We start from the raw sequence: 19,974 nt of genomic DNA, 5'->3' as shown, positions 1-19,974 counted from the left end.
AACGATTGCACTCGGCCTCCTGAAAGGGGCGAATGGTGTCGCCTGATGACTTGTGCGCAAGAAGCCAAGCAAAAGAAAAGAAAAAGAAAAGAAGAGCGGATGATCGTGCCGTAGGGATTGACGCGTCCTCAATGGAGAGTGCGAGGGCTGGGCCCACGTGCAGAAATTTGGAGGCTTTTGGGCCATCAGCGACCACTTAAACGCCGAACATCTGTTCTGCTTGTACGGTCCGCCAGGCGACTCAAACGCCCCATCAGGAGGGTGAGTGGAATCGGTGCGTAAGGGGGTGAGCCGCAGGGATGCGGCGAAAGGCTTAAAGGGCCATGGATGGCCCTTGTAAGCCGACCCCTGAAGCAGCGATGGAGCGAACGAACCCCGCGCGAAGCGCGGGGCCGGATGGCAGGGGCAAGACCTTTTGGTTTCTTTTGGGGCGACTGCCAAAAGAAACTCGCCCAGCAGGGCGAAACTAAACCCTCAAGCAGCTCGCTAATCGGCAAGAGCTAAAAACGTTCATTCACCACATTCCTGAGCCCATAAAAAAGACGCACACCCCTTTCGGTGGTGTGCGCCAAAGCGTCCCGCTCGCACGCTGTTACTTGGTCTGCATGATCAGATCCCGACGCATCAGCGTCTTGATCTTCACCAGATGGTCATCTTCCTGGGTCTTGGCCTTGACGAAGCTGTCGGCGATGTTCGGATGACCGGCCGCCTGCGCCAGCTCAATCAGCAGTTCCCAGGCCGCGTTGTCCGCCAGTTCGGCGGTCAGCAATGCATTCAGACACTGCGGCACGTTGGTGCGCGGATCGGTCAGCACCTGCATGATGCCCATCGCCATGACCCCGGCGACATCCGCGCTCGGCGTCTGCGCGGTGGGGTCGGCGCCGAGTTTCTCCATCGCCGCGTGCACCAGCATCATGTGCTCGAACTCTTCGTCGCGGATGTGTTGCAGCACGCCCACCAGATCGCTCCCGGTGTCCATGTTGCGCGCCTTGGCGATCATCGCCTCGTACAGGCGCACGCCGTTGCGCTCGAACGCCAGCCGCTCGCCGAGCTTGTCGATGAACACTTCGGGGCTCTTGCCCTTCATCATGTCGAAGCTGGTCTTGAGCATGCCCTTGGCCGAACCCGGCACCGGGACGGAGCCGATGCGGTCGGCTTCTTCGTTGCGCTCGGAGCGTTCGACGAGCATGCCGCGCTCATCGCCCGGCACGTCCGGATGAATCTCGTTGACGGCGTCGAGCAGGCGCTTGGTGTCCTTCGGGGACATCTGCACGCCGGTGAAATTGGTACCCACTTTCGCTGCAGTAGCCATGTTCGTCTCCTCAGGAAGCCTTGCGCATCAGTTCGCCACCCGGCGCCCACTGGTAACCCGCCGAGACGATGTCCGAGGCGAGCCCTTCCGAGGCGAGGTGGTTGCGGTAATCCAGCGAGGACTGCGGCTCCTTGGCCTTGTCCACGTAGGCGGGGCCGGCGGTACGCAGGTTGACCTCGGCGGCCAGCACCTGGCGCACGAAATCGCGCTGGCTCTTGAACTCGACCATCTTCGGCAGCGGGCCGGCGAGGACCTCGGCCGGGTCGCGGCCTTCGAGCTTCTTGAACCACTCGCAGGCAACGTTGAGGTGGCCGAGCTCGTAGTCGAGGAAGCGCTCCCACATGGCCTTGATGCGCGGGTTGGTCTCCTGCTCGGCGCAGCTGGCGTACATGTAGACCTCCATCGCCTCATGCACCAGCCACTTCTCCATATGGCTCTCGCTCGGGTCGGACAGCGCGCCGTACTGGGTCACGTGCTGCTCCTCCACGGAGGCGATCTCGGCGTACAGCTGGCGCGCCAGCGGGTCGGCGAACAGCGGGCCGATGTTCATGTAGTAGTCGTGGGTCTGGTATTCCGCGCCGGTGATCAGCGCCGCGTGGATCTTGGTGATCAGCGCGGCGGAGTTCTTCTCGTAGTTGTCGCGGATGTCGTTTTCCGGATGGCGGTGGTGCTCCGACGTTTTCCGTCCGGGCACGATGTCGGTATAGCCCTGCAAGATGTTGTTGGCATCCTTGCCCTCGAGGCGATCAAGCATCGCCGAGTAGCGGTACAGGTGGTCGAAGTCCTCCAGCAGGCCGAAGCGATAGGTCTGCGCCTGGTAGGGGTCAGGCTCGCTCTGCGCCACGGCCGCGGTCACCTCGATGGCCACCTGTTCGTAGGCGACGGTGGTTTCCAGCGGCGAGTGATCGGCGCCGATCAGCCAGTTGATCATGGTCGCCTGGTGCTGCTCGACACGGCGGATCTCGGCGAGCGGCAGGCGCAGTTCCTTGTTGAAGCGGGCAATGCCGTGGCTCAGGCGCAGGGCATCGGTCTCGACACCGTTCATGAGGATGATGCGCACACGGGTAAAGGCATCGTCATCGAGCTTGCTGATCGGCTTGCCGGCCATTTCCTTCCATGTGAACTTCTGCTTCTCCAGTGGCGTGCCTTTGTTGTCGAGAATTCCGGAAATGGTCTCCATGGAGCCTCCGTTGTTATGCGTGGGAATCAGGCATAGGGGGATCGCCGCCGTTGAATCGGCGACCTAGTAATGAGGACCGGAGGCTTTCGGAAACGATTCGCACCGTTCAGCGGGTGGGCGTATCGCTGCCGATGAACGGTAGATCACGGATTTTCGGCGCAGGACTGGCACGTGCACGTAATGCCCGCGCTGGCAGGGCGCGCCGTTTCGCTTGTTCAGTTGGCGAGCCTGGTCAGGATCTGTTCCCGCTCGTCGGCAGGGCTTTTTGCCAGCATGGCGACTGCAGCGTGGAAGCGCGCCCAGTCGCCGTCATTGGCTTCGAACAGTGCCGCGAATGCCGGCACCCAGCGGTCGTACAGGCCGAATGGCAGCAGCGTGGCGTTGTTCAGCGGCTGGGCGAACCAGCGGTCGAAACGCCTGTCGCCCTCCCACTGCTCGTCACGCAATGCCCGATAGCGCTGGCGCAGCGCCGTGAACTCGGCCTGCTTCAGCTCGCGCAACCGCGCCGGTGGCTGCCCCGACGCATAGAGGTCGGCAAGCCGCTCGCGTGCGTCGAGCAGCAGCCGTACCAGTTGCCGATAGCGCTGGCGGCCCTGCTCGTCCTGCTCCGGCAACCCACGACTGGTACGCCATTGGCGCAGCCCCTCGCGCTCGACGAAAGTGGCGTAGGACTCGTTGAACGCGGTGTCACCGGGCAGGTAGAGCTGCTGATGGGCGAGTTCGTGGAAGATCAATGCGGCCAGTTGCTCGTCGTTGCGCCGCAGCATGGAGCTGAGCAGCGGGTCGGCGAACCAGCCCAGTGTCGAATAGGCCTCGACGCCGGCGACGTGGGTATCCAGCCCGGCCATGCGCAGGCGAGCCGCCTCGCCGCGGGCAGCGCCCTGGCGGAAATAGCCACGGTAGGCGACGCAGCCGGCGATGGGAAAGCAGTGCTCCAGCGGCTTGACCGAGAATTCCTCGGTAGCGAACAGGTTCCACACCACATAGGGCCGCCCGAGCTCGGCGTAGAGGCGATAGCTGCGGTTGTCCGGCAGGCTCAGCGCCTGGCTGGCGAACATGCGGGCCTGCAGCACCTCGGCCAGCCGCTGGCGCAGCGCCGGGTCGCGCGTGTCATCGGCGATCAACGCCTCGATGGGTTGGCGTTGGCGCAACAGATCGAGCTGGCCGACCGCGAGCTGGCTGTAATAGCTGCAACCATTCAGACAGGCGGCAAGCACCAGGGGAACCCAGCGCAGGCTGCGGTTGTCGATCAAGGCGGCGTTGGGCTTGGGCATCGGATGAACCGGTCAGTGGTCGGGCAGCGCCGGCGCGCGTAGCGCACCCTACAAAGGCCACGCCGTTGAATGCAACCTGCGGCCAACAGGCTTCCTCTTTCGATTTCTCGCCGGAACGGATGGTTTCGGCCGGAGCATTGCACATGCGCGGTTTCCTTTTTCTCCTGTTCCTCGCCAGCCTGACCGGCTGCGCGGCCATGATGCCCAAACCCGACCCCGAGCAGGCCTGGATCGACCTCAATCCGAACGGCGAAACCGAGCTGCAGGCCGTCGCCGTCGATGGCCGGACGCTGGAAGACCCCCGCTATTTCCAGGTAACCCCCGGCAGCCGCAAGCTGGAGATGCGCTACCGCTTCGACGTCGATGGCGCCAACATCGGGCCGGGCAGCAGTGCGCTGGCACGCGATTGCAAACTGACCCTGGAGTACGACAGGTTCACCGCCGGCGCGCGCTATCGTCTGGTCGCCGGCGGCTATGGCTTCCGCCCGTGGGCCAAGCTCTACGATCAGCACCAGTACGTGCTGGCCCGCGCCGAGGAAAAGGGCTGCGGCGACCTCGCCGGCCGCTGAACCCGCGTTGAAATGCGCCGCTTTCTGGCGCACCCTCGGCGGCATCGGATAGGCGCCAGCGCGTCCTGCCCAGCCATTCGCCGAGGATCCAGCCATGCGTCGCTCACTCTCCCTCGCCATTCTTGCCCTGCTGCTGGCCGGCTGCGCAGGGCCCTTGCCGCAACCCGATCCGAACATGGCCTGGGTAGACATGACCGCGCAGACCAGCGACATCTTCATGTCCGACCAGCTGGACGGCAAACGCACACCCGACGGCCGCTATTTCCAGGTCCCGCCAGGCGCCCATGAACTCGAAGCGCGCTATGAATTCGAAGTCACAGGGGGCGCCTTCGGCCTGTTTGGCGAAACCCACACCATTCGCTGCACCCTGGTGATCCGCTACGACGATTTCCAGCCCGGCCAGCGCTACCTGTTCCAGGCCCGCTCGCTGGGCTTTACCCCGCAAGGCTGGTTGCGCGACGAACAGCGCAACGTGGTGGCCGAGGCCCAGGCCGAACACTGCCGCTGAGCCGCCCGCATTCTTCGCACGAGGTTACCGATGTCCCGCATTGCCCAGACCCGTTTTTCCGCCCTCGACCTGGCCCCCATTCGTGACGACGGCACGCCGGCCCAGGCGCTGCACAATGCCCTGGCCCTCGCCCAGCATGTGGAAGGGCTCGACTTCCAGCGCTTCTGGGTCGCCGAACACCACAACATGGACGGCATCGCCAGCGCCGCCACCGCCGTGCTGATCGGCTACCTGGCCGCCAACACCACGCGCATCCGTCTCGGTGCCGGCGGGGTGATGCTGCCGAACCACGCACCACTGGTGATCGCCGAACAGTTCGGCACGCTGGAAGCGCTGTATCCCGGGCGCATCGACCTCGGGCTCGGTCGCGCCCCCGGCGCCGACCAGTTCACCGCGCACGCCCTGCGTCGCGACCGCATGGGCAGCGCCGACGACTTCCCCAAAGACGTCGAGGAGCTGGAGCTGCTGCTCGGCCCGCGGCAGCCCAATCAGCGCGTGATCGCCATGCCCGGGGTGAACAGCAATGTGCCGATCTGGCTGCTCGGCTCCAGCCTGTTCAGCGCCCAGCTGGCCGCGGCCAAGGGCCTGCCCTACGCCTTCGCCTCGCACTTCGCGCCGCGCTACATGCACCAGGCGATCAAGCTCTACCGCGACAACTTCAAACCCTCGGCGGTGCTCGACAAGCCCTACGTGATGCTCGGCGTCCCGCTGATCGCAGCCGACAGCGACGAGCGCGCCGAACACCTGGTGACCAGTGTCTACCTGCGCATCCTGTCGCTCATCCGTGGCCAGAGCCTGGTGCTACGCCCGCCCGTGGAGAGCATGCAGGGCCTGTGGCTGGCGCATGAACAGCAGGCAGTCGGCGACTTCCTCGGCCTGGCGCTGATCGGCGGCCCGGAGAAGGTTCGCGCACGCCTCGACGTGCTGCTGGAGCAGACCCAGGCCGACGAGCTGATCTTCACCTGCGATCTCTACGAAACGGCTGACCGCCACCGCGCGTTCGAGATCGTCGCCGGGCTGCGATAGACCCGCGTTAACCAACTGTCGCCGTCCTGACCGACGGCGGCCTGCCCGCGCACCACCGGCGAACCCTGCCGCCGGCAACCGTTCCAATGGCACACACCACCCGGGCGCAACACCGCGCCCCGCCATCGGAACATGCATGAATTTTCTCGAATGGATGGCCGTACTCGGCGTCCTGCTGCTGATCCTCGCCCTTGCCTCGGCCTTCCTGCGCTGGCTGCCAATCACCACGTCCCTGATCTACCTCGGTTTCGGCGTGCTCATCGGCCAGCTCGGCATCGGCCTGTGGGAAATGGAATTTCTCCACATCGCCGGCTGGATGGAACACCTCACCGAGGTCGCCGTGCTGGTGTCGCTGTTCGTCAGCGGACTGAAACTGCGGATGCCACTACGCCATCCCGCCTGGAAAAGCGCCTATGTGCTGGCCGGGCCGGTGATGCTCGCCTGCATCGGCGGCGTCACCCTGCTCTGTCACTACGTGTTCGGCCTGAGCTGGGGCGTCTCGGTACTGATCGGCGCGATCCTGGCGCCCACCGATCCGGTGCTGGCCAGCCTGGTACAGGTCAACGATGCCCGCGACAGCGACCGACTGCGCTACGGTTTGTCCGGCGAAGCGGGATTCAACGATGGCACCGCGTTCCCCTTCGTGGTCTTCGGCCTGATGCTCATCGCCCAGGGCCAGCTTGAGGCCGACTGGGTCGGCGAATGGGCGCTGCATCGGCTGCTATGGGCGGTACCAGCGGGACTGCTGATCGGCTTTCTGCTCGGCAAGCTGGTCGGCCGCGTGGCCATCTACCTGCGCGCACGCCACACCGATACCGCCATGTCGCCCAACGATTCGCTGGCCCTGGCGCTGATCGCATTGGCCTACGTCGGCGCCGAGCTGGCCGGTGCCTGGGGCTTTCTCGCCGTGTTCGCCGCGGGCCTCGGCCTGCGGCATGCCGAGATCGCTGCCGCCGATGATTCGGCCACACCGTCCGAAGAGCTGATCAACGATGCCGTGCCGCACCTTGCCGAAGGCGGTCTGGCGCCACGTGCCTTGTCGCTGGATGACCGGCAGCTCGGGCAACCCCGGGTCGCCGCCGGCGTGCTGATGGGGGATGTACTGGCATTCGGCGGGCAGCTGGAGCGCAGCCTGGAAGTGTTGCTGGTGACCATGCTCGGGGTGCTGGTCTCGGTGCACTGGGACTGGCGTGCAGTGCCGCTCGGCCTGGCGCTGTTCCTGCTGATCCGGCCGCTGAGCGTGATACTGCTGATGCCGCGGCGCTACCTCGATCGCGCCCAGTGCCTGACGGCCGGCTGGTTCGGCATACGAGGCATCGGCAGCCTGTACTACCTGAGCTACGCGGTGACCCACGGCCTGCTGCCGGAGGAAGCGCATACGATCATCGGCCTGGTGCTATCGGTGGTAGCGCTGAGCATCGTGGTGCACGGCCTGAGCACCCAGCCGCTGTTGCGACGCTACGAACGCAGCCGCGGCGAGACGCCCGACGGCGAGGGCTGAAGCCGGCATCCCGGGCAGCCGACCGTACAGCCGCTGCCGGGTCGCCTGGACAGCAGATCAGCTGTTGGCGAGGCGGAAGCCGACCTTCATGGTGACCTGGAAATGCCCGACCTTGCCGTTCTCGACATGGCCGCGGATCTCGCCGACCTCGAACCACTCGACGTTCTGCAGCGAGCTGCTGGCCTCGGCGATACCGTTCTGAATCGCCTCGTCGACGCTGTTGCGCGAGGAACCGACGATTTCAACCTTCTTGTACGTGTGATGATCCGACATTGAAACAATCCCCTTATGGTCTGGAGAGCCTCCGCTCGGTGATGACGCGTCCTGTTGATTGAGGCCCGCAGAGCGGCCCGGAAGTTCAGCGGAACGGTCGATCTGCCGATGGCGGGCGGCGAATCGCCGTGGTGGGAAATGCTGCGCAGTCGGTAGGGAGGATGTCGCTTTTTACATCCACCGCGCGCCGCGCGGCCTACGCTGTGCAGGCACGCGTAGGGTGGATAACGCGCAGCTTATCCACGCGCTTCCCGGCACGATCACTCCACGCGCCGATAGCGGTAGTGCTGCGGCTTGAACACCTGGTTGAAATGCCGGCCCAGCGAGTCGGCTTCGAGCAACGCCTGCACCGCTTCGGGCGGGACCTCTTCGTAGCGGTACAGCGCGCCGCTGCTGAACTCCACTTCCAGCACCTGCTGCCCGGGGTCGTAGCCGAGCGAGCGCAGGCTGCGCGAAGACACCGCCGCACGCTTCATACCGCCGGCCCGGGTTCCTGAGCGAAGCCTTCGGCCTGCATGCGCCACAGCGCGTCGAACTCACCGCCGCGGCGGCGCAGCTCCTGCGGCGGGCCGTCTTCGACGATGCGGCCGTCGCGCAGCACGATGATGCGATCGAAGCTCGCCAGGGTGGACAGCCGATGCGCCACCGCGACCACGGTGCGGTTGTGCACCAGGTTGTTCAGCGCCGCCTGGATCTCACCTTCGGACTGGGTATCCAGCGCCGAGGTGGCCTCGTCGAGGATCAGGATCGGCGCGTCCTTGAGGAATGCCCGGGCGATACCCAGGCGCTGGCGCTGGCCGCCGGAGAGCATCACCCCGCGCTCGCCGACCAGGGTGTCGTAACCCTGCGGCAACTCGCGGATGAAGCCGTCGCAGAAGGCACTACGCGCCGCCTCGACCACCTCTTCATCGCTGGCGTCCGGGCGGCCGTAGCGGATGTTCTCGCGGATGCTGCGGTTGAACAGCGCGGTTTCCTGCGGGACCACGGCGATCTTCTCCCGCAGGCTGTCCTGGCTGACGCCGCGGATATCCTGGCCGTCGATGAGTATGCGCCCGTCCTGCACGTCGTCGAGACGCTGGATGAGGTTGATCAGGGTCGACTTGCCGGCGCCGGACGAGCCCACCACACCGACCTTCTGCCCAGCCGGAATGTGCAGGTCCAGGCCCTCGAACACGGCGCCGCGGTCCGGGTAGCTGAAGCTGATGCGCTCGAAGGTGATATCGCCTTCGGCCAGCATCAGCTGGTTGTCGGTGTCATCGAGACCGTGGGGCTGGACGATGATGCGCAGGGTGTCGTCGATGGCACCGATCTGCTGCGTGGCATCCACCAGCGCCAGCGCCAGGTCCCGCGAGCCATGCAGGATGCGAAAGGTCAGCGCGCTGACCAGCACCACGTCACCGGCCGTGACCTCGCCACCGACCCACAACTGGATCGCCCAGATCAGCATGCCGCCGGCCATCACCGACAGGCAGATGTCGTGCATCACCCGGGCCTTTTCCAGGTACATCCAGCTGCGCCGCTGGGCGCGGGCCTCGAAGCCGATCTCGTGGGCCAGGCGCTCGGCCTCGCGGTCACGGGCGGAGAAGGCCTTGATGGTCCAGACGTTGGAGACTGCATCCACCAGCTCGCCGCCGACCCGTGCCGATTGCGCGGCGAAGCGCTGATGCTTGTAGCGGCCACGAATGCCGAAGCCGGTGATCAGCACGGCGACGATGGCGACGAACAGGATCAGCGCCACCGCCATGCGCACGTCCACCGTCAGCAGCACCACCACCGCACCGAGAAAATCGACGATCGGCGGCACGATCTTCCACGCCAGGCCGCCATAGATGGCACCCGCCGCCTGGCCGACGGCGGAGATGCGATTGCCCAGCGAACCGGCGAAATGCTCGGTGAAATAGCGCATCGGGTGGCCGGTCAGGTGCTTGAACAGGTCGACGCGGATATCCACCACGCTGGCCACCACGGTGCGGCAGCCGAGCCAGCCGCCCAGGCGCCAGAACACGTTCTCGGTGACGATCAGGCCGATGAACAGCCCCAGCGGCCACCAGACGTTGGCCGAGCCGCGATCCGCCGTGCCCTGGGCCATGGCGTCGACCAGCAGTTTCATGCCGTATTGCACCGCCACCGCGCAGCTGGCGGCACCGATGATCAGCGCCAGCAGGCCACCGAAATGCCAGGGCCGGGCGCAGATGTAATGCCAGAGAAAGGCGACCGGGCGGCTCGGCAACGGCAGCTCGTCCGCCTGCGCCTGCGGTATCCCGGTCGCCTGGTTCATGGCGTGGCTTCGGCGAACTGCGGGGCCGGGCTGGACTGGCTGAAACGCATCTGCTGCAGCCGCAGCTCGTCGGCCAGGCCCTCATGCACGCAGCGCTTGCCGTTTTCGTCAGGGAAGCCGAGCAGGCCGACCGGGCAGTGGCGCTCGTCGGTCCAGCCCGGATAGTCGAGCACCGGATACAGGCAGATGCCTTCCACCGGCACCCCGGCCTGCATGGCCAGGCCCGCCTGCTCGCTGACATAGCGCAGCCAGTCGCCGCGCACGTCGCCCTCGGCCCCGGTTTCGGCGATCAACAAGGGTCGCCCATAGCGCTGATGGATTTCCCGCAGGATGCCCTTGAAGGGCCGGTAATCCGGGTTGTGCCGCTCGATGGTACGGCCATCGCCGTGGTACCACTGGTTGTTCGAGTAGTAGTTGATGCCCAGCACGTCGAGGTACTCCGGGGCACCGCCGAGGCCCGGCCATTGCTCGCCGCAGAGCATGTCCCAGGCCTCGAACTGCGATTGGCGGAAGCGCTCGGCGTCGCGCTGCGGCCCGGGCCGGTCGTTGCCCGCGACCACATGGATCGCCGGGTCGACCTGAACGAAACGCGCCCGTGGCTCGACCGCACGGATCGCCTGCATCGCGGCGATGGTGGCGCGCACCAGCTGGTGCTTGAGTTCGAAGCCACGGCCGCGGGCCATGGGATTGAAATAGGCCTCGTCGCCACCGGCCCAGGCCCAGAAGGAGATTTCATTGAGCGGCGCATAGAACGGCACCTCACCGGTCTCGTCCCTGATCAGCTGCGCGGCCGCTGCGGCGTAGCGGGCGAAGCGCTCGACGAACTGCGGCCGCCAGATGTCGATGTCGTCCGGCCAGCCGTAATGGCACAGGTCCCAGATCACCTGGGTGCCCTGGCGCTGCGCCGCCTGCAGCATGGGCAGGAAGCTGGACCAGTCATACTGCCCCGGCGTGCGCTCGATCAGGTGCCAGCGCAGACCGTCGCGCACGCTGTGCAGGCCGTAGCGGTGCAGCTCGGCGTAGTCGTGGGCCGCCCAGCGGTCGTGCCCCGTCGCGGCAATCAGATCGAGACGGCGGCCGTCGCTGCGCCGGTGGTTCGAACACTCGAAACCACCAAGGAAGAAACTCCTGAACAGACTGGGGTGGTGCATCGTTTACCTCATGGATGACTCGCTACGGCCGGGCAGCAGCCGAGCGGCACTGGCCTGCCGCGTGGCGACAGGCTCATGCATAACGACCGTCTGGCTTCAGCCGAGTTGCTCGGGCACCGCTTGCGGCTGCGTTGCCAGCTCGGCTTCCTCGATGCGCTTGTACAGCGCCAGCGCCTGCCCGACCACCTGATCCATGTTGTAGTACTTGTAGGTGCCCAGACGGCCGACGAAGGTCACGCCGGGCGTCTCGTCCGCCAGCTGCTGATAGCGCTTGTAGAGCTCGGCATTTTCGGGACGCGGGATCGGGTAGTAGGGGTCGCCCTCGGCCGCGGGGTACTCGTAGGTGACGCTGGTTTTCGGGTGGACCTGCCCGGTGAGGTGCTTGTACTCGCTGATGCGCGTATAGGGCACGTCCTCGCTGGGGTAGTTGACCGTACCCACGGCCTGGAACTGCTCCTGGTCGAGCTGCTTGTGCTCGAACTTCAGCGAGCGATACGGCAGCTTGCCGAAGCGGTAGTCGAAGTACTCGTCGATCGGTCCGCAGAAGATCAGGTGGTCGTACTGCACCTCGTCGCGGATTTCGCGGTAATCGGTGTTGATCATCACCTTGATGTTCGGATGCGCGAGCATCTTCTCGAACATCCTGGTGTAGCCGTACCTGGGCATCTGCTGGAAGGTATCGGTGAAGTAGCGGTCGTCGGTATTGGTGCGGGTGGGGATGCGCGAGGTCACCGACTTGTCCAGCTGCGACGGGTCCAGCCCCCACTGCTTGCGGGTGTAGCCGCGGAAGAACTTCTGGTACAGCTCGCGGCCGATGCCGTTGATCACCACGTCTTCGCTGGTCTGGATGTTCTCCACCGGCTCGGCACGGCTGGCGAGAAAATCTGCCGCTTCCTCTTCGGTGGTCATGTTCAGACCGTAGAGCCTGTTCAGCGTGGTCAAGTTGATCGGGATCGGTACTTCCTGGCCATCCACCTGCGCCAGCACGCGATGTTCGTAGGGGCGCCACTCGGTGAACTGCGAAAGGTAGTCGACGATGCGCTGGGCGTTGGTGTGGAAGATGTGCGGGCCGTAGCGGTGAATCAGCACGCCGGCTTCATCGTAATGATCGAAGGCGTTGCCGCCGATGTGCGGGCGGCGGTCGACCACCAGCACGCGCTTGTTCAGCCCCGCGGCGAGGCGCTCAGCGAGCACGCTGCCGGCAAAACCGGCACCGACGATGAGGTAGTCGAAGCCGCGCCTGCGCGCCTGTGGCTGGTCGCCAGAGCCTGCGCCGAGACGTTCCGGGTTGCGGTCCTGCGGGCTCATATCGCGCATTGCATCTTCTCCTTCATCAGGCTCCAGGTGTGATCCCAGGACATGTCGCCAAGGATCTCGTCGGCCTTGGCCAACAGCGCGTCGCGGTCTTCGGCATCGGCCAGCGCAGCTTCGGTGGCGGCGACGAACGCCTCGGCGCTGTCGGCGATGCGCACGATGCAGGTGTCACCGTAGGTGCGCACCACATCGGTAATCGGCGTGGACACCACCGGGCAACCACCGGCGAGGTATTCGGGGGTCTTGGTCGGGCTGATGAAGCGGGTCGACTCGTTCAATGCGAACGGCATGATCGCCACGTCCCAGCCGGACAGGTATTGCGGCAGCTCGTCGTAGGTCTTGCCGCCGAGGTAGTGGATGTTGTCGCGCTGCGGCAGCTCGGCCGGGTCGATCTTGACCACCGGACCGATCAGCACGATCTGCCAGTCCGGCTTCATCCGCGCGACCTGCTCGATCAGCTTGAGATCGAGGCGCTCGTCGATCACCCCGTAGAACCCGAGCCGCGGATGGGGAATTTCCGCCTGGTCGTCCGGGTCGTGCTGCGGCCGGCGCGCGGCGGCGAAATGCTCCACATCGACGCTGCTGGGGAACGGGTGGGCATTGTCGTGACGCTGGCGCTTGGCTTCATAGAGGCTGTAGCCGCCAGTGAAGACCAGATTGGCCCGGCACATCAGCTCAACCTCGCGCTCGACCAGCTGCGGAGGCGCGCCGCGGAACGCCGACAGCTCGTCCATGCAGTCATAGACGATCAGGTTCGGCGCCAGATGGTCGGAAAAGGCCAGGCTCATCGGCGTGTAGTACCAGAGCAGCAGGTCGCTGACGCCGAGCTTTTCCAGGTAGCCATCGAGCAACTGGCGCTGCACGCGGGTCGCATCCTCGCCCTCGCAACCGGCCGGCAGGCGCGGAATCAGCACCTGCACGCCGTTCTCCTCGGGGCGTACTTCCAGCCAGGGCTGGGCATCCTCGGTGGGAATCGGCTCTTCATGGAAGAGCACGTTGTAGTCACGGGCAAAGCGCGACATCAGATGCTGCGGGCGCTGGTAGACGAAGCTCCAGCGCAGGTGCGACAGGCATAGCAGGGTCGGGATCTGATCGTCGAAGACAACCTCGGCCGGCGCCTGCTGCGCGTTGCGGGATTTACCGATGTCGTATTGGAAAGGGCCGGCCCAGCTCATCTAGCACCTCGTGTCGGTAACCGTGCCCAGGCGCTCCTGCCCGTTCACCTGCCACTCCGATGCCAGCGCTGCCCTGCGTAAGGCGTTTCGACGTGCGACACGGGGCTGTCAAAACGTCCTGCAACCCGCGCCGCCTGCCGGTAATGGACGGCGGGCGCCGTTACGGGTTCCCGCCAATCATCCGATAGCGACGGCGACCGACCGGCTGGCGGGTAGATGGAACTCGCTCGAACCTCGTCCCGTCCCTATCTGCAGGACGCCTGATTTAAACCGGCATCGGAACCCCCCGCGCGCAGCTCGTCGTCGCCGTCCCGTTCCGTTTCGCCGATCCCAATTACGGAGACTCATGCAGCGCCAGCCATGGCCAGCCGCAGTGTCCCGAGCGTGTCGAAAGACTGCGAATTTCGGAGGTAGACAGATGATTCTGGTGACAGGAGGAGCTGGATACATAGGCTCGCACGCAGTGCTCGAGTTGCTGCAGGCCGGGCGTGAGGTGCTGGTGCTCGACAATCTGTGCAACAGCTCGCAGGCGGCCCTGGACCGAGTCGAGCAGCTGTCTGGCCGGCCACTGCACTTCGTCAAGGGCGACGTGCGCAACCGCGCGCTGCTCAAGGCGCTCTTCGCCGCCTACCCGATCACCGCGGTGATGCACTTCGCCGGTCTGAAGGCCGTTGGCGAAAGCGTGCGCGAGCCGCTGCGCTACTACGAAACCAATGTCGGCGGCAGCATTGCGCTGTGCCAGGCGATGGCCGAAGCCGGTGTGTTCAAACTGGTGTTCAGCTCATCGGCGACGGTCTACGGCGAGTCGCCGGTGATGCCGATCACCGAGGACCGCCCTACCGGCGTGCCGACCAACCCATACGGCCAGTCCAAGCTGATGGCCGAGAACGTGCTCAAGGGCCTGGCCGATTCCGATCCGCGCTGGTCGATCGGCCTGCTGCGCTACTTCAACCCCATCGGCGCGCACGAGTCGGGGCTGATCGGCGAAGACCCCAACGGGGTGCCGAACAACCTGCTGCCCTACATGCTGCAGGTCGCGGTCGGCCGCCGAAAACAACTGAGTGTCTACGGCGACGATTACCCGACCCCGGACGGCACCGGCGTTCGCGACTACATCCATGTGGTCGATCTGGCCAAGGGTCATCTGAAAGCGCTGGAGCGACTGCAGCTGATTCACGGTGTTTCCACGTGGAACCTCGGCACCGGCAAGGGTCATTCCGTGCGCGAGATGATCACTGCCTTCGAGGAGGTCACCGGGCGCATGCTGCCGCACGTGATCAAGCCACGCCGCTGCGGCGATATCGCCCAGTGCTGGTCAGATCCCACCAAGGCCGAGCGCGAGCTGGGCTGGCGCGCCGAAAAGGACCTGATCACCATGCTTGCCGACGCCTGGCGCTGGCAGAGCCGCAATCCGCGCGGCTACGCCGCCGACAAGGTCACTGCGGCGGAGTCGGTGGCCACGCAGACCGCGCTGGCCAGCTGAGCCTGCGGGGGTCTTCCCGCTGTTCCTGCCGCAAGGGCGCATCACGGCCCACCCGCCCTGATGCGCCCGCGCGCGGCTACTGCCGCTCGGCCAGATAGGCCTCGGTGGACTGCACCGTCGCATAGCCGAACGCCAGCGACGCCATGATCGCCGCATGGACCTGCTCCGCCGGCACCCGGGTGCCATTGAACTCGACGTCACGCGCGGCACAGGCGTCGTGGATCACCGTAGCGCTGAAGCCGAGGTCGGCGCTGGCACGGGTGATGGCGTCGATGCACAGATGGCTCATGTTGCCGACGATGGTCAGCGTATCGACCCCGCGCCCCCTGAGCAGGGCTTCCAGTTCGGTGTCACGAAACGAATTGACCTGATGCTTGAGGATCACCGGTTCGCCCGCGCGACTCTCCACCTTGGGATGAATCCGCGCGCCATCGGAGCCCGGCGTGAAGAACGGCGCATCCGCCGAGGCAAACTCGTGGCGCACATGCACCACCAGATCGCCCGCGTCCCGTGCCGCGGCCAGGAGGCGCGCCGCATTGTCCGCCGCCGCCTCGACCCCGTGCAGCGTCCACTTGCCGCCGGGGAAATAATCGTTTTGGATGTCGACCAGTACCAACGCTCGCTTGCCCATCACACTCTCCTGCCGTGAGCCCAATGCCCGTCTGCAGACTGTAGATGCCCTGGAGCCTGGCGAGGATGGGCCAGACCGACATTATCGTGGGAAAAACTGACATGCCTGCCGCACCCGAGACGCTGGAAATCGGCCTGCTCCTCTACCCGGGCGCGCAGCTGGCGGCCGTTTACGGGCTGACCGACCTGTTCAGCGTGGCCAACCGCATGGCGGCCGAACGCGCTGCCGCGACGCTGCCGGCCCTGCGCGTCACCCACTGGGCGCAGCAGGAGGGCCTATCAGGCATTCAGCGGGTGTTCGACAGCCGCCCTGGCAGCGCGGGTTCGCCACGGATCATCATCCTGCCGCCGTGTCTGGAGGCCCGCCCCGAGGCGCATGTGATCCAGCCCTTCGCGGTCTGGCTGGGACAATTCCACCAGGCCGGCGTCACCCTCGGCTCGGTCTGTGCCGGCGCCTTTCTGCTCGCCGAAACCGGCCTGCTCGACGGCCGCACCGTCACCACCCACTGGGGTCTGGCCCAGGCGCTGCGCGAGCGCTTCCCGAACGTGCAGGTGGATGCGGACCGGATGATCGTGGATGACGGCGACATCATCACCGCCGGCGGCCTGATGGCCTGGACCGACCTCGGGCTGGCGCTGGTGGAGCGGCTACTGGGGCCGACCATTGCCTCGGAAACGGCGCGTTATCTGGTGATCGACCTGACGCGGCTCTCGCAGCGCTACTTCAGCAGCTTCGTGCCGCGCCTGGACCATGGCGACGAGCCCGTATTGCGGGTGCAGCGCTGGCTGCAGAGCCAGAGCGCCAGCGCCGTACCTGTCGCCGCCATGGCTGCCCAGGCTGGAATGGGCGAGCGCACCTTCCTGCGCCGATTCCGCGCGGCCACCGGCCTCAAGCCGACCGAATACTGCCAGCAGCTGCGCGTCGGCAAGGCCCGGGAACTGCTGGAGCTGACCAACCGGGGCATCGAACAGGTGGCCTGGGCGGTGGGCTATCAGGACCCGGGGGCGTTTCGCAAGGTGTTCCAGCAGCTGGTGGGACTGTCGCCCGGCGACTACCGTCGACGCTTCGGCAGCGGTGCGCAGCCGTTGGCGCCGACGTAACCCGGCTTTACTGCCGGTCGATCTGATGGCCGATGCCGGAGGTCGACAGCGCCGGCTCGTCCCCGCTCCACTTCAGCTTATTGTCGACGCCGTCCAGGGAGATCTGCGCGGGCCCGTCGAACTCCAGTTCCAGTTCATGCTCGCCGCCAGACACCTCGACGATCGCCGTCTGCCCGTGTCCGACGACTTTGGTGCGGATGCGGTTCTGGCTGGTGTCCACCAGCAACCGACCGACAGACGTCGCCGTGACGCTGTTATTGATGCCGGAAACTTCCAGCGCCGAGGCCATTGCCAGGCTGACCTCATGGTCCGTGCCATAGACCTGCACCACACCGCATTCGCCGGTCAGGGTGATGTTGTTGGCGCTGCCGGAGATATTCACGTCCTTGCCGAGGCAGGGCACGTCGCGGGACAGCTTGATGCCATCCAGTTCGATCGGTTGAGCATGGGCAGCACCAGCCAGCAGCAGGCTGGCCACGAGCATCGCAGCAGAAGCGCAAGCATTCATTCGCAAAGTCCTTTCGAGGCGGAAGAAGGCACCGGAAGGTTTTGCATATGTTTAACCGCTCCGCTGCCGTGCGGCGTAGGACTCGATGGCTTCAGCCAAGTTCAGCCGGCGCCGGGTCACCGTGAAGGACCCAGCGTCGCTGCGCTAACGCCTTCCCAGCTGCGGATCGCTGCGCTCAGCGCCAAACCAGGTCGGATGCCCGAATGACAGCAGCAATCTCAAGGCATACCACAGGCCAGTTCACGGCGGATCTTCGAGGCATCCAGCCGGCGGTTGAGCTGCGTCACGCCGGTCAGCTGCGGGTCCTGCACGGCCAGGCGCAGCAGCGCCTCGCGGGTCTGCGCGGCGGTGGCACAGGGGTTGAGTGAGGCGTACAGCGCCGCCGCACCGGTGACGTGCGGCGCCGCCATGGAGGTGCCGCTCATGTAGGCGTAGCCGGCCGCGCCCTGGGCAGTCGGTACCGTGGAAACGATATCGACGCCCGGCGCGGCGATGTGCACGCTCTTCGCCCCGTAGTTGGAGAAGCCGGCGCGTTGCCCGTTCTGACCGATCGCGGCGACGGCGATCACGTTCGGCAACTGATAGCTCGCCGGGTAGCTCGGCGTCGCATCGATGTCCAGGCCGCTGTTGCCCGCCGCAGCGACGAACAGGATGTTGGCATCGCCGGCGGCACGGATGGCGTCATACAGCGCCTGGGAATAACCACCGCCGCCCCAGGAATTGTTGGTCGCAACCAGATTGATCTTCTTTGCCAGCTTCAGCTGGGTCAGGTAGTTGACCGCCTTCACTGCACCGGCGGTGGTGCCGCCATTGGCACCGAGAAATTTCGCCGTGATGAGTCTGGCGCTCGGGCAGACGCCGAATACCCCGGTGCCGTTGTTGGCCACAGCAGCCACCGTGCCGGCGACATGGGTGCCATGGTCGTCGGCCGGGCCATCGTAGACGCTGGCATCATTGGCGCTGAAATCCCAGCCGTGGATGTCATCGATGAAACCGTTGCGGTCGTTGTCCTTGCGGTCGGCACGACTGCCTTCGCCCGGATTGATCCAGATATTGGCGCGCAGATCGGCATGGGTGGTCATCACGCCCTCGTCGATGATGCCAACGTGGACCTGACTCGAACAGGCTGCGCCGGCGTTCCAGGCGGCCAGCGCGCCACTGCCGTACGGTGCTGCAGGCGATGTGGTGGCGCCCTGCATGCCCCAGAGGCTGCCGAGCCCCGGATCGTTGGGGTTGGCCAGCTGGGTGCGATAGATCCAGTTGGGCTCGACGAACTCCACCGCCGGGTCGGCGGCCAGCCGGGCCAGCAACGCGGCATCGAGCTTCTTGCCCTTGCCCAGCTGCGCCTGCACCAGATCACCCTTGGCGTCTTTGCGTGCAGCCTTGTCCAGCAGCTTCTGTGCGGCCTTGGCGCCCTGTCTGCTCAAAGCCGTGCTCTTCGCCGCCTCCGAGGCGCCGGGCTTGAACTGCACCAGCAATTCACCCTCGACAAATGGTCTACCCGCCTTCAGCGAGGCTTCCACCGCCGGGTCCGCCTTGGCTACCGCCTGCTCGGCCGCGACCGCCAGCACAACGGACATCAACAAACCGACACGCCGTGTCATCACCATCACTGTTCTCCTCGAACGACTGCAGACAGCTCCGGCACCAATGCCACCGGATCGCTGACTCTGGGGATCGAGCGACTGTATAGACGCAGCCACCGCCGCTTTAGTGGCGCCAGACAAACGGAGCCACCGTCCGTCGCCCTGCCGCGCGGGTGCCGCCAGTGGTCGTCAGCTTGGCTGTTCCACGCTGCGCAGCTCGGCCCGTAGCCAGTCGGCCAGCCGCTCGGCCCGGCGATCCAGCCGCCGCGCCGGCACCCACAGCGCCAGCCGGGCGCTGGTTTCGACGAAACCCCAGGGCGCGAGCAGCCGCCCGGATTTCAGATCATCGGCGACCAGCTGCTGCGGGGCGATGGCCACACCCAGCCCGGCCAGTGCCGCTTCCAGGAGGAAATACAGGTGCTCGAAGCTCTGCCCCAGACGCAGCCGTGCCGGGTCCAGCTGCTGCTGGCTGGCCCAGGTGGGCCACGCCTGCGGCCGCGAGGCGGTGTGCAGCAGCGCTTCGTCGAGCAACGCCTTGGGCGGCGCGTTGCGCAGTTCGGCACAACGCGGATGGTAGGGGCTGAGCACCGGGCCGATGCGCTCGGCGGCCAACTCGAACACCTGCATGTCTGCCGGCCACGGCGGCTCGGCGTACCACAGCGTGGCATCCATGCCCGGCTTGCGCGGGTCCAGCTCGCCTTCGCTGGCCGACAGCTGCAGGCGCAGCTCGGGCAGGTCGCGATTGAGCCGATCCAGCCGCGGAATGAACCAGCGCGCCAGCAGGCTGCCGGGACAACCGAGCACGAACGGCGCCTCGGCCGTCTGCCGCTGCAGCTCGGCGCAAGTGCTGCGCAGACGCTCGAAGGCCTCGCTGGCTGCCTCACGCAGACGCCCACCGGCATCGGTGAGTTTTACGCCGCGACCATCCTTGACGAACAGCGGGATGCCCAGCTGCTCCTCGAGCTGTCTGACCTGCCGGCTGACGGCACCATGCGTGACGTGCAGCTCGCGTGCGGCTTCGCTTACGCTACCGAGACGGGCTGCCGACTCGAATGCGCGAAGGGCGTTGAGCGGTGGAAGTTCGTGCGGCATATACGTGAGTTTT

The 19,974-nt window shown here is 65.9% G+C and carries 19 protein-coding genes; 6 read left to right on the top strand and 13 right to left on the bottom strand.

Annotated elements, in window-relative coordinates; genetic code table 11:
- Window positions 1-592: 592 nt before the first annotated feature.
- The 3 genes from EA798_RS00375 to EA798_RS00365 all read right to left on the bottom strand — a co-directional run bounded on the left by EA798_RS00375 (window position 593) and on the right by EA798_RS00365 (window position 3,766).
- A complete protein-coding gene (locus EA798_RS00375) occupies window positions 593-1,312 on the bottom strand; it encodes a ferritin-like domain-containing protein (protein WP_122097679.1) in 720 nt (239 codons plus the stop codon).
- 10 nt (window positions 1,313-1,322) lie between these two features.
- A complete protein-coding gene (locus EA798_RS00370; protein WP_122097678.1) occupies window positions 1,323-2,492 on the bottom strand; it encodes a hypothetical protein in 1,170 nt (389 codons plus the stop codon).
- Between the two features lie 215 nt (window positions 2,493-2,707).
- Window positions 2,708-3,766: an aminopeptidase gene (locus EA798_RS00365; protein ID WP_122097677.1), complete on the bottom strand. Its 1,059-nt coding sequence runs from the start codon at window positions 3,764-3,766 to the stop codon at window positions 2,708-2,710.
- Between the two features lie 143 nt (window positions 3,767-3,909).
- Between EA798_RS00365 and EA798_RS00360 the strand changes: the two genes are divergently transcribed.
- The 4 genes from EA798_RS00360 to EA798_RS00345 all read left to right on the top strand — a co-directional run bounded on the left by EA798_RS00360 (window position 3,910) and on the right by EA798_RS00345 (window position 7,370).
- Window positions 3,910-4,335, top strand: a complete 426-nt coding sequence (locus EA798_RS00360) for a PA0061/PA0062 family lipoprotein (RefSeq protein ID WP_106156784.1) — start codon at window positions 3,910-3,912, stop codon at window positions 4,333-4,335.
- A gap of 94 nt (window positions 4,336-4,429) precedes the next feature.
- Window positions 4,430-4,843: a PA0061/PA0062 family lipoprotein gene (locus tag EA798_RS00355; RefSeq protein WP_106156786.1), complete on the top strand. Its 414-nt coding sequence runs from the start codon at window positions 4,430-4,432 to the stop codon at window positions 4,841-4,843.
- Window positions 4,844-4,873: 30 nt separating this feature from the next.
- Entirely contained in the window at window positions 4,874-5,869 is a 996-nt protein-coding gene (locus tag EA798_RS00350; RefSeq protein ID WP_122097676.1) for an LLM class flavin-dependent oxidoreductase, read from the top strand.
- Window positions 5,870-6,005: 136 nt separating this feature from the next.
- A complete protein-coding gene (locus tag EA798_RS00345; RefSeq protein ID WP_122097675.1) occupies window positions 6,006-7,370 on the top strand; it encodes a cation:proton antiporter in 1,365 nt (454 codons plus the stop codon).
- A 57-nt stretch (window positions 7,371-7,427) separates the two neighbouring features.
- On the opposite strand, the gene EA798_RS00340 is transcribed toward EA798_RS00345, so the two are convergent.
- From EA798_RS00340 to EA798_RS00315, 6 genes are all read right to left on the bottom strand, one after another.
- The gene (locus EA798_RS00340; protein WP_015275102.1) at window positions 7,428-7,643 is read right to left on the bottom strand and encodes a dodecin; all 216 of its coding nucleotides are present in this window, start codon (window positions 7,641-7,643) and stop codon (window positions 7,428-7,430) included.
- Between the two features lie 260 nt (window positions 7,644-7,903).
- Window positions 7,904-8,119 carry a KTSC domain-containing protein gene (locus tag EA798_RS00335; RefSeq protein WP_122097674.1) on the bottom strand — a complete coding sequence of 72 codons (216 nt, stop codon included), beginning with the start codon at window positions 8,117-8,119 and terminating at the stop codon, window positions 7,904-7,906.
- Window positions 8,116-9,921, bottom strand: coding sequence for an ABC transporter ATP-binding protein (locus EA798_RS00330; RefSeq protein ID WP_058065401.1), 1,806 nt, complete (start codon window positions 9,919-9,921; stop codon window positions 8,116-8,118). Before EA798_RS00330 ends, EA798_RS00335 begins: the two co-directional genes overlap by 4 nt.
- Window positions 9,918-11,072 carry a glycoside hydrolase family 1 protein gene (locus tag EA798_RS00325; protein WP_122097673.1) on the bottom strand — a complete coding sequence of 385 codons (1,155 nt, stop codon included), beginning with the start codon at window positions 11,070-11,072 and terminating at the stop codon, window positions 9,918-9,920. The genes EA798_RS00330 and EA798_RS00325 overlap by 4 nt, the downstream gene beginning before the upstream one ends.
- A gap of 96 nt (window positions 11,073-11,168) precedes the next feature.
- Window positions 11,169-12,389 carry a UDP-galactopyranose mutase gene (gene glf / locus EA798_RS00320; protein WP_167462860.1) on the bottom strand — a complete coding sequence of 407 codons (1,221 nt, stop codon included), beginning with the start codon at window positions 12,387-12,389 and terminating at the stop codon, window positions 11,169-11,171.
- Window positions 12,377-13,561 carry a glycosyltransferase family 1 protein gene (locus tag EA798_RS00315; protein ID WP_122097672.1) on the bottom strand — a complete coding sequence of 395 codons (1,185 nt, stop codon included), beginning with the start codon at window positions 13,559-13,561 and terminating at the stop codon, window positions 12,377-12,379. The genes glf and EA798_RS00315 overlap by 13 nt, the downstream gene beginning before the upstream one ends.
- A gap of 418 nt (window positions 13,562-13,979) precedes the next feature.
- Between EA798_RS00315 and galE the strand changes: the two genes are divergently transcribed.
- Complete coding sequence (galE, locus tag EA798_RS00310) at window positions 13,980-15,044, top strand: UDP-glucose 4-epimerase GalE (protein ID WP_122097671.1); 1,065 nt, start codon at window positions 13,980-13,982, stop codon at window positions 15,042-15,044.
- Window positions 15,045-15,120: 76 nt separating this feature from the next.
- Here the strand turns inward: galE and EA798_RS00305 are convergent, their stop codons facing one another.
- Complete coding sequence (locus EA798_RS00305) at window positions 15,121-15,675, bottom strand: cysteine hydrolase family protein (RefSeq protein ID WP_122097670.1); 555 nt, start codon at window positions 15,673-15,675, stop codon at window positions 15,121-15,123.
- Between the two features lie 101 nt (window positions 15,676-15,776).
- Between EA798_RS00305 and EA798_RS00300 the strand changes: the two genes are divergently transcribed.
- Window positions 15,777-16,775, top strand: a complete 999-nt coding sequence (locus EA798_RS00300) for a GlxA family transcriptional regulator (RefSeq protein WP_122098159.1) — start codon at window positions 15,777-15,779, stop codon at window positions 16,773-16,775.
- A gap of 7 nt (window positions 16,776-16,782) precedes the next feature.
- On the opposite strand, the gene EA798_RS00295 is transcribed toward EA798_RS00300, so the two are convergent.
- The 3 genes from EA798_RS00295 to EA798_RS00285 all read right to left on the bottom strand — a co-directional run bounded on the left by EA798_RS00295 (window position 16,783) and on the right by EA798_RS00285 (window position 19,961).
- Window positions 16,783-17,283 (bottom strand): DUF3060 domain-containing protein, encoded by a 501-nt coding sequence (locus tag EA798_RS00295; RefSeq protein ID WP_122097669.1) that lies wholly within the window; start codon window positions 17,281-17,283, stop codon window positions 16,783-16,785.
- A 218-nt stretch (window positions 17,284-17,501) separates the two neighbouring features.
- Window positions 17,502-18,893 (bottom strand): S8 family peptidase, encoded by a 1,392-nt coding sequence (locus EA798_RS00290; RefSeq protein ID WP_122097668.1) that lies wholly within the window; start codon window positions 18,891-18,893, stop codon window positions 17,502-17,504.
- Window positions 18,894-19,058: 165 nt separating this feature from the next.
- Window positions 19,059-19,961: a LysR family transcriptional regulator gene (locus tag EA798_RS00285; RefSeq protein WP_106156811.1), complete on the bottom strand. Its 903-nt coding sequence runs from the start codon at window positions 19,959-19,961 to the stop codon at window positions 19,059-19,061.
- Window positions 19,962-19,974 lie beyond the last annotated feature (13 nt).

The organism is Pseudomonas songnenensis, from assembly GCF_003696315.1.
GTDB classification, from domain to species: domain Bacteria; phylum Pseudomonadota; class Gammaproteobacteria; order Pseudomonadales; family Pseudomonadaceae; genus Stutzerimonas; species Stutzerimonas songnenensis.
This window is presented reverse-complemented; position numbering and strand designations above follow the sequence as displayed.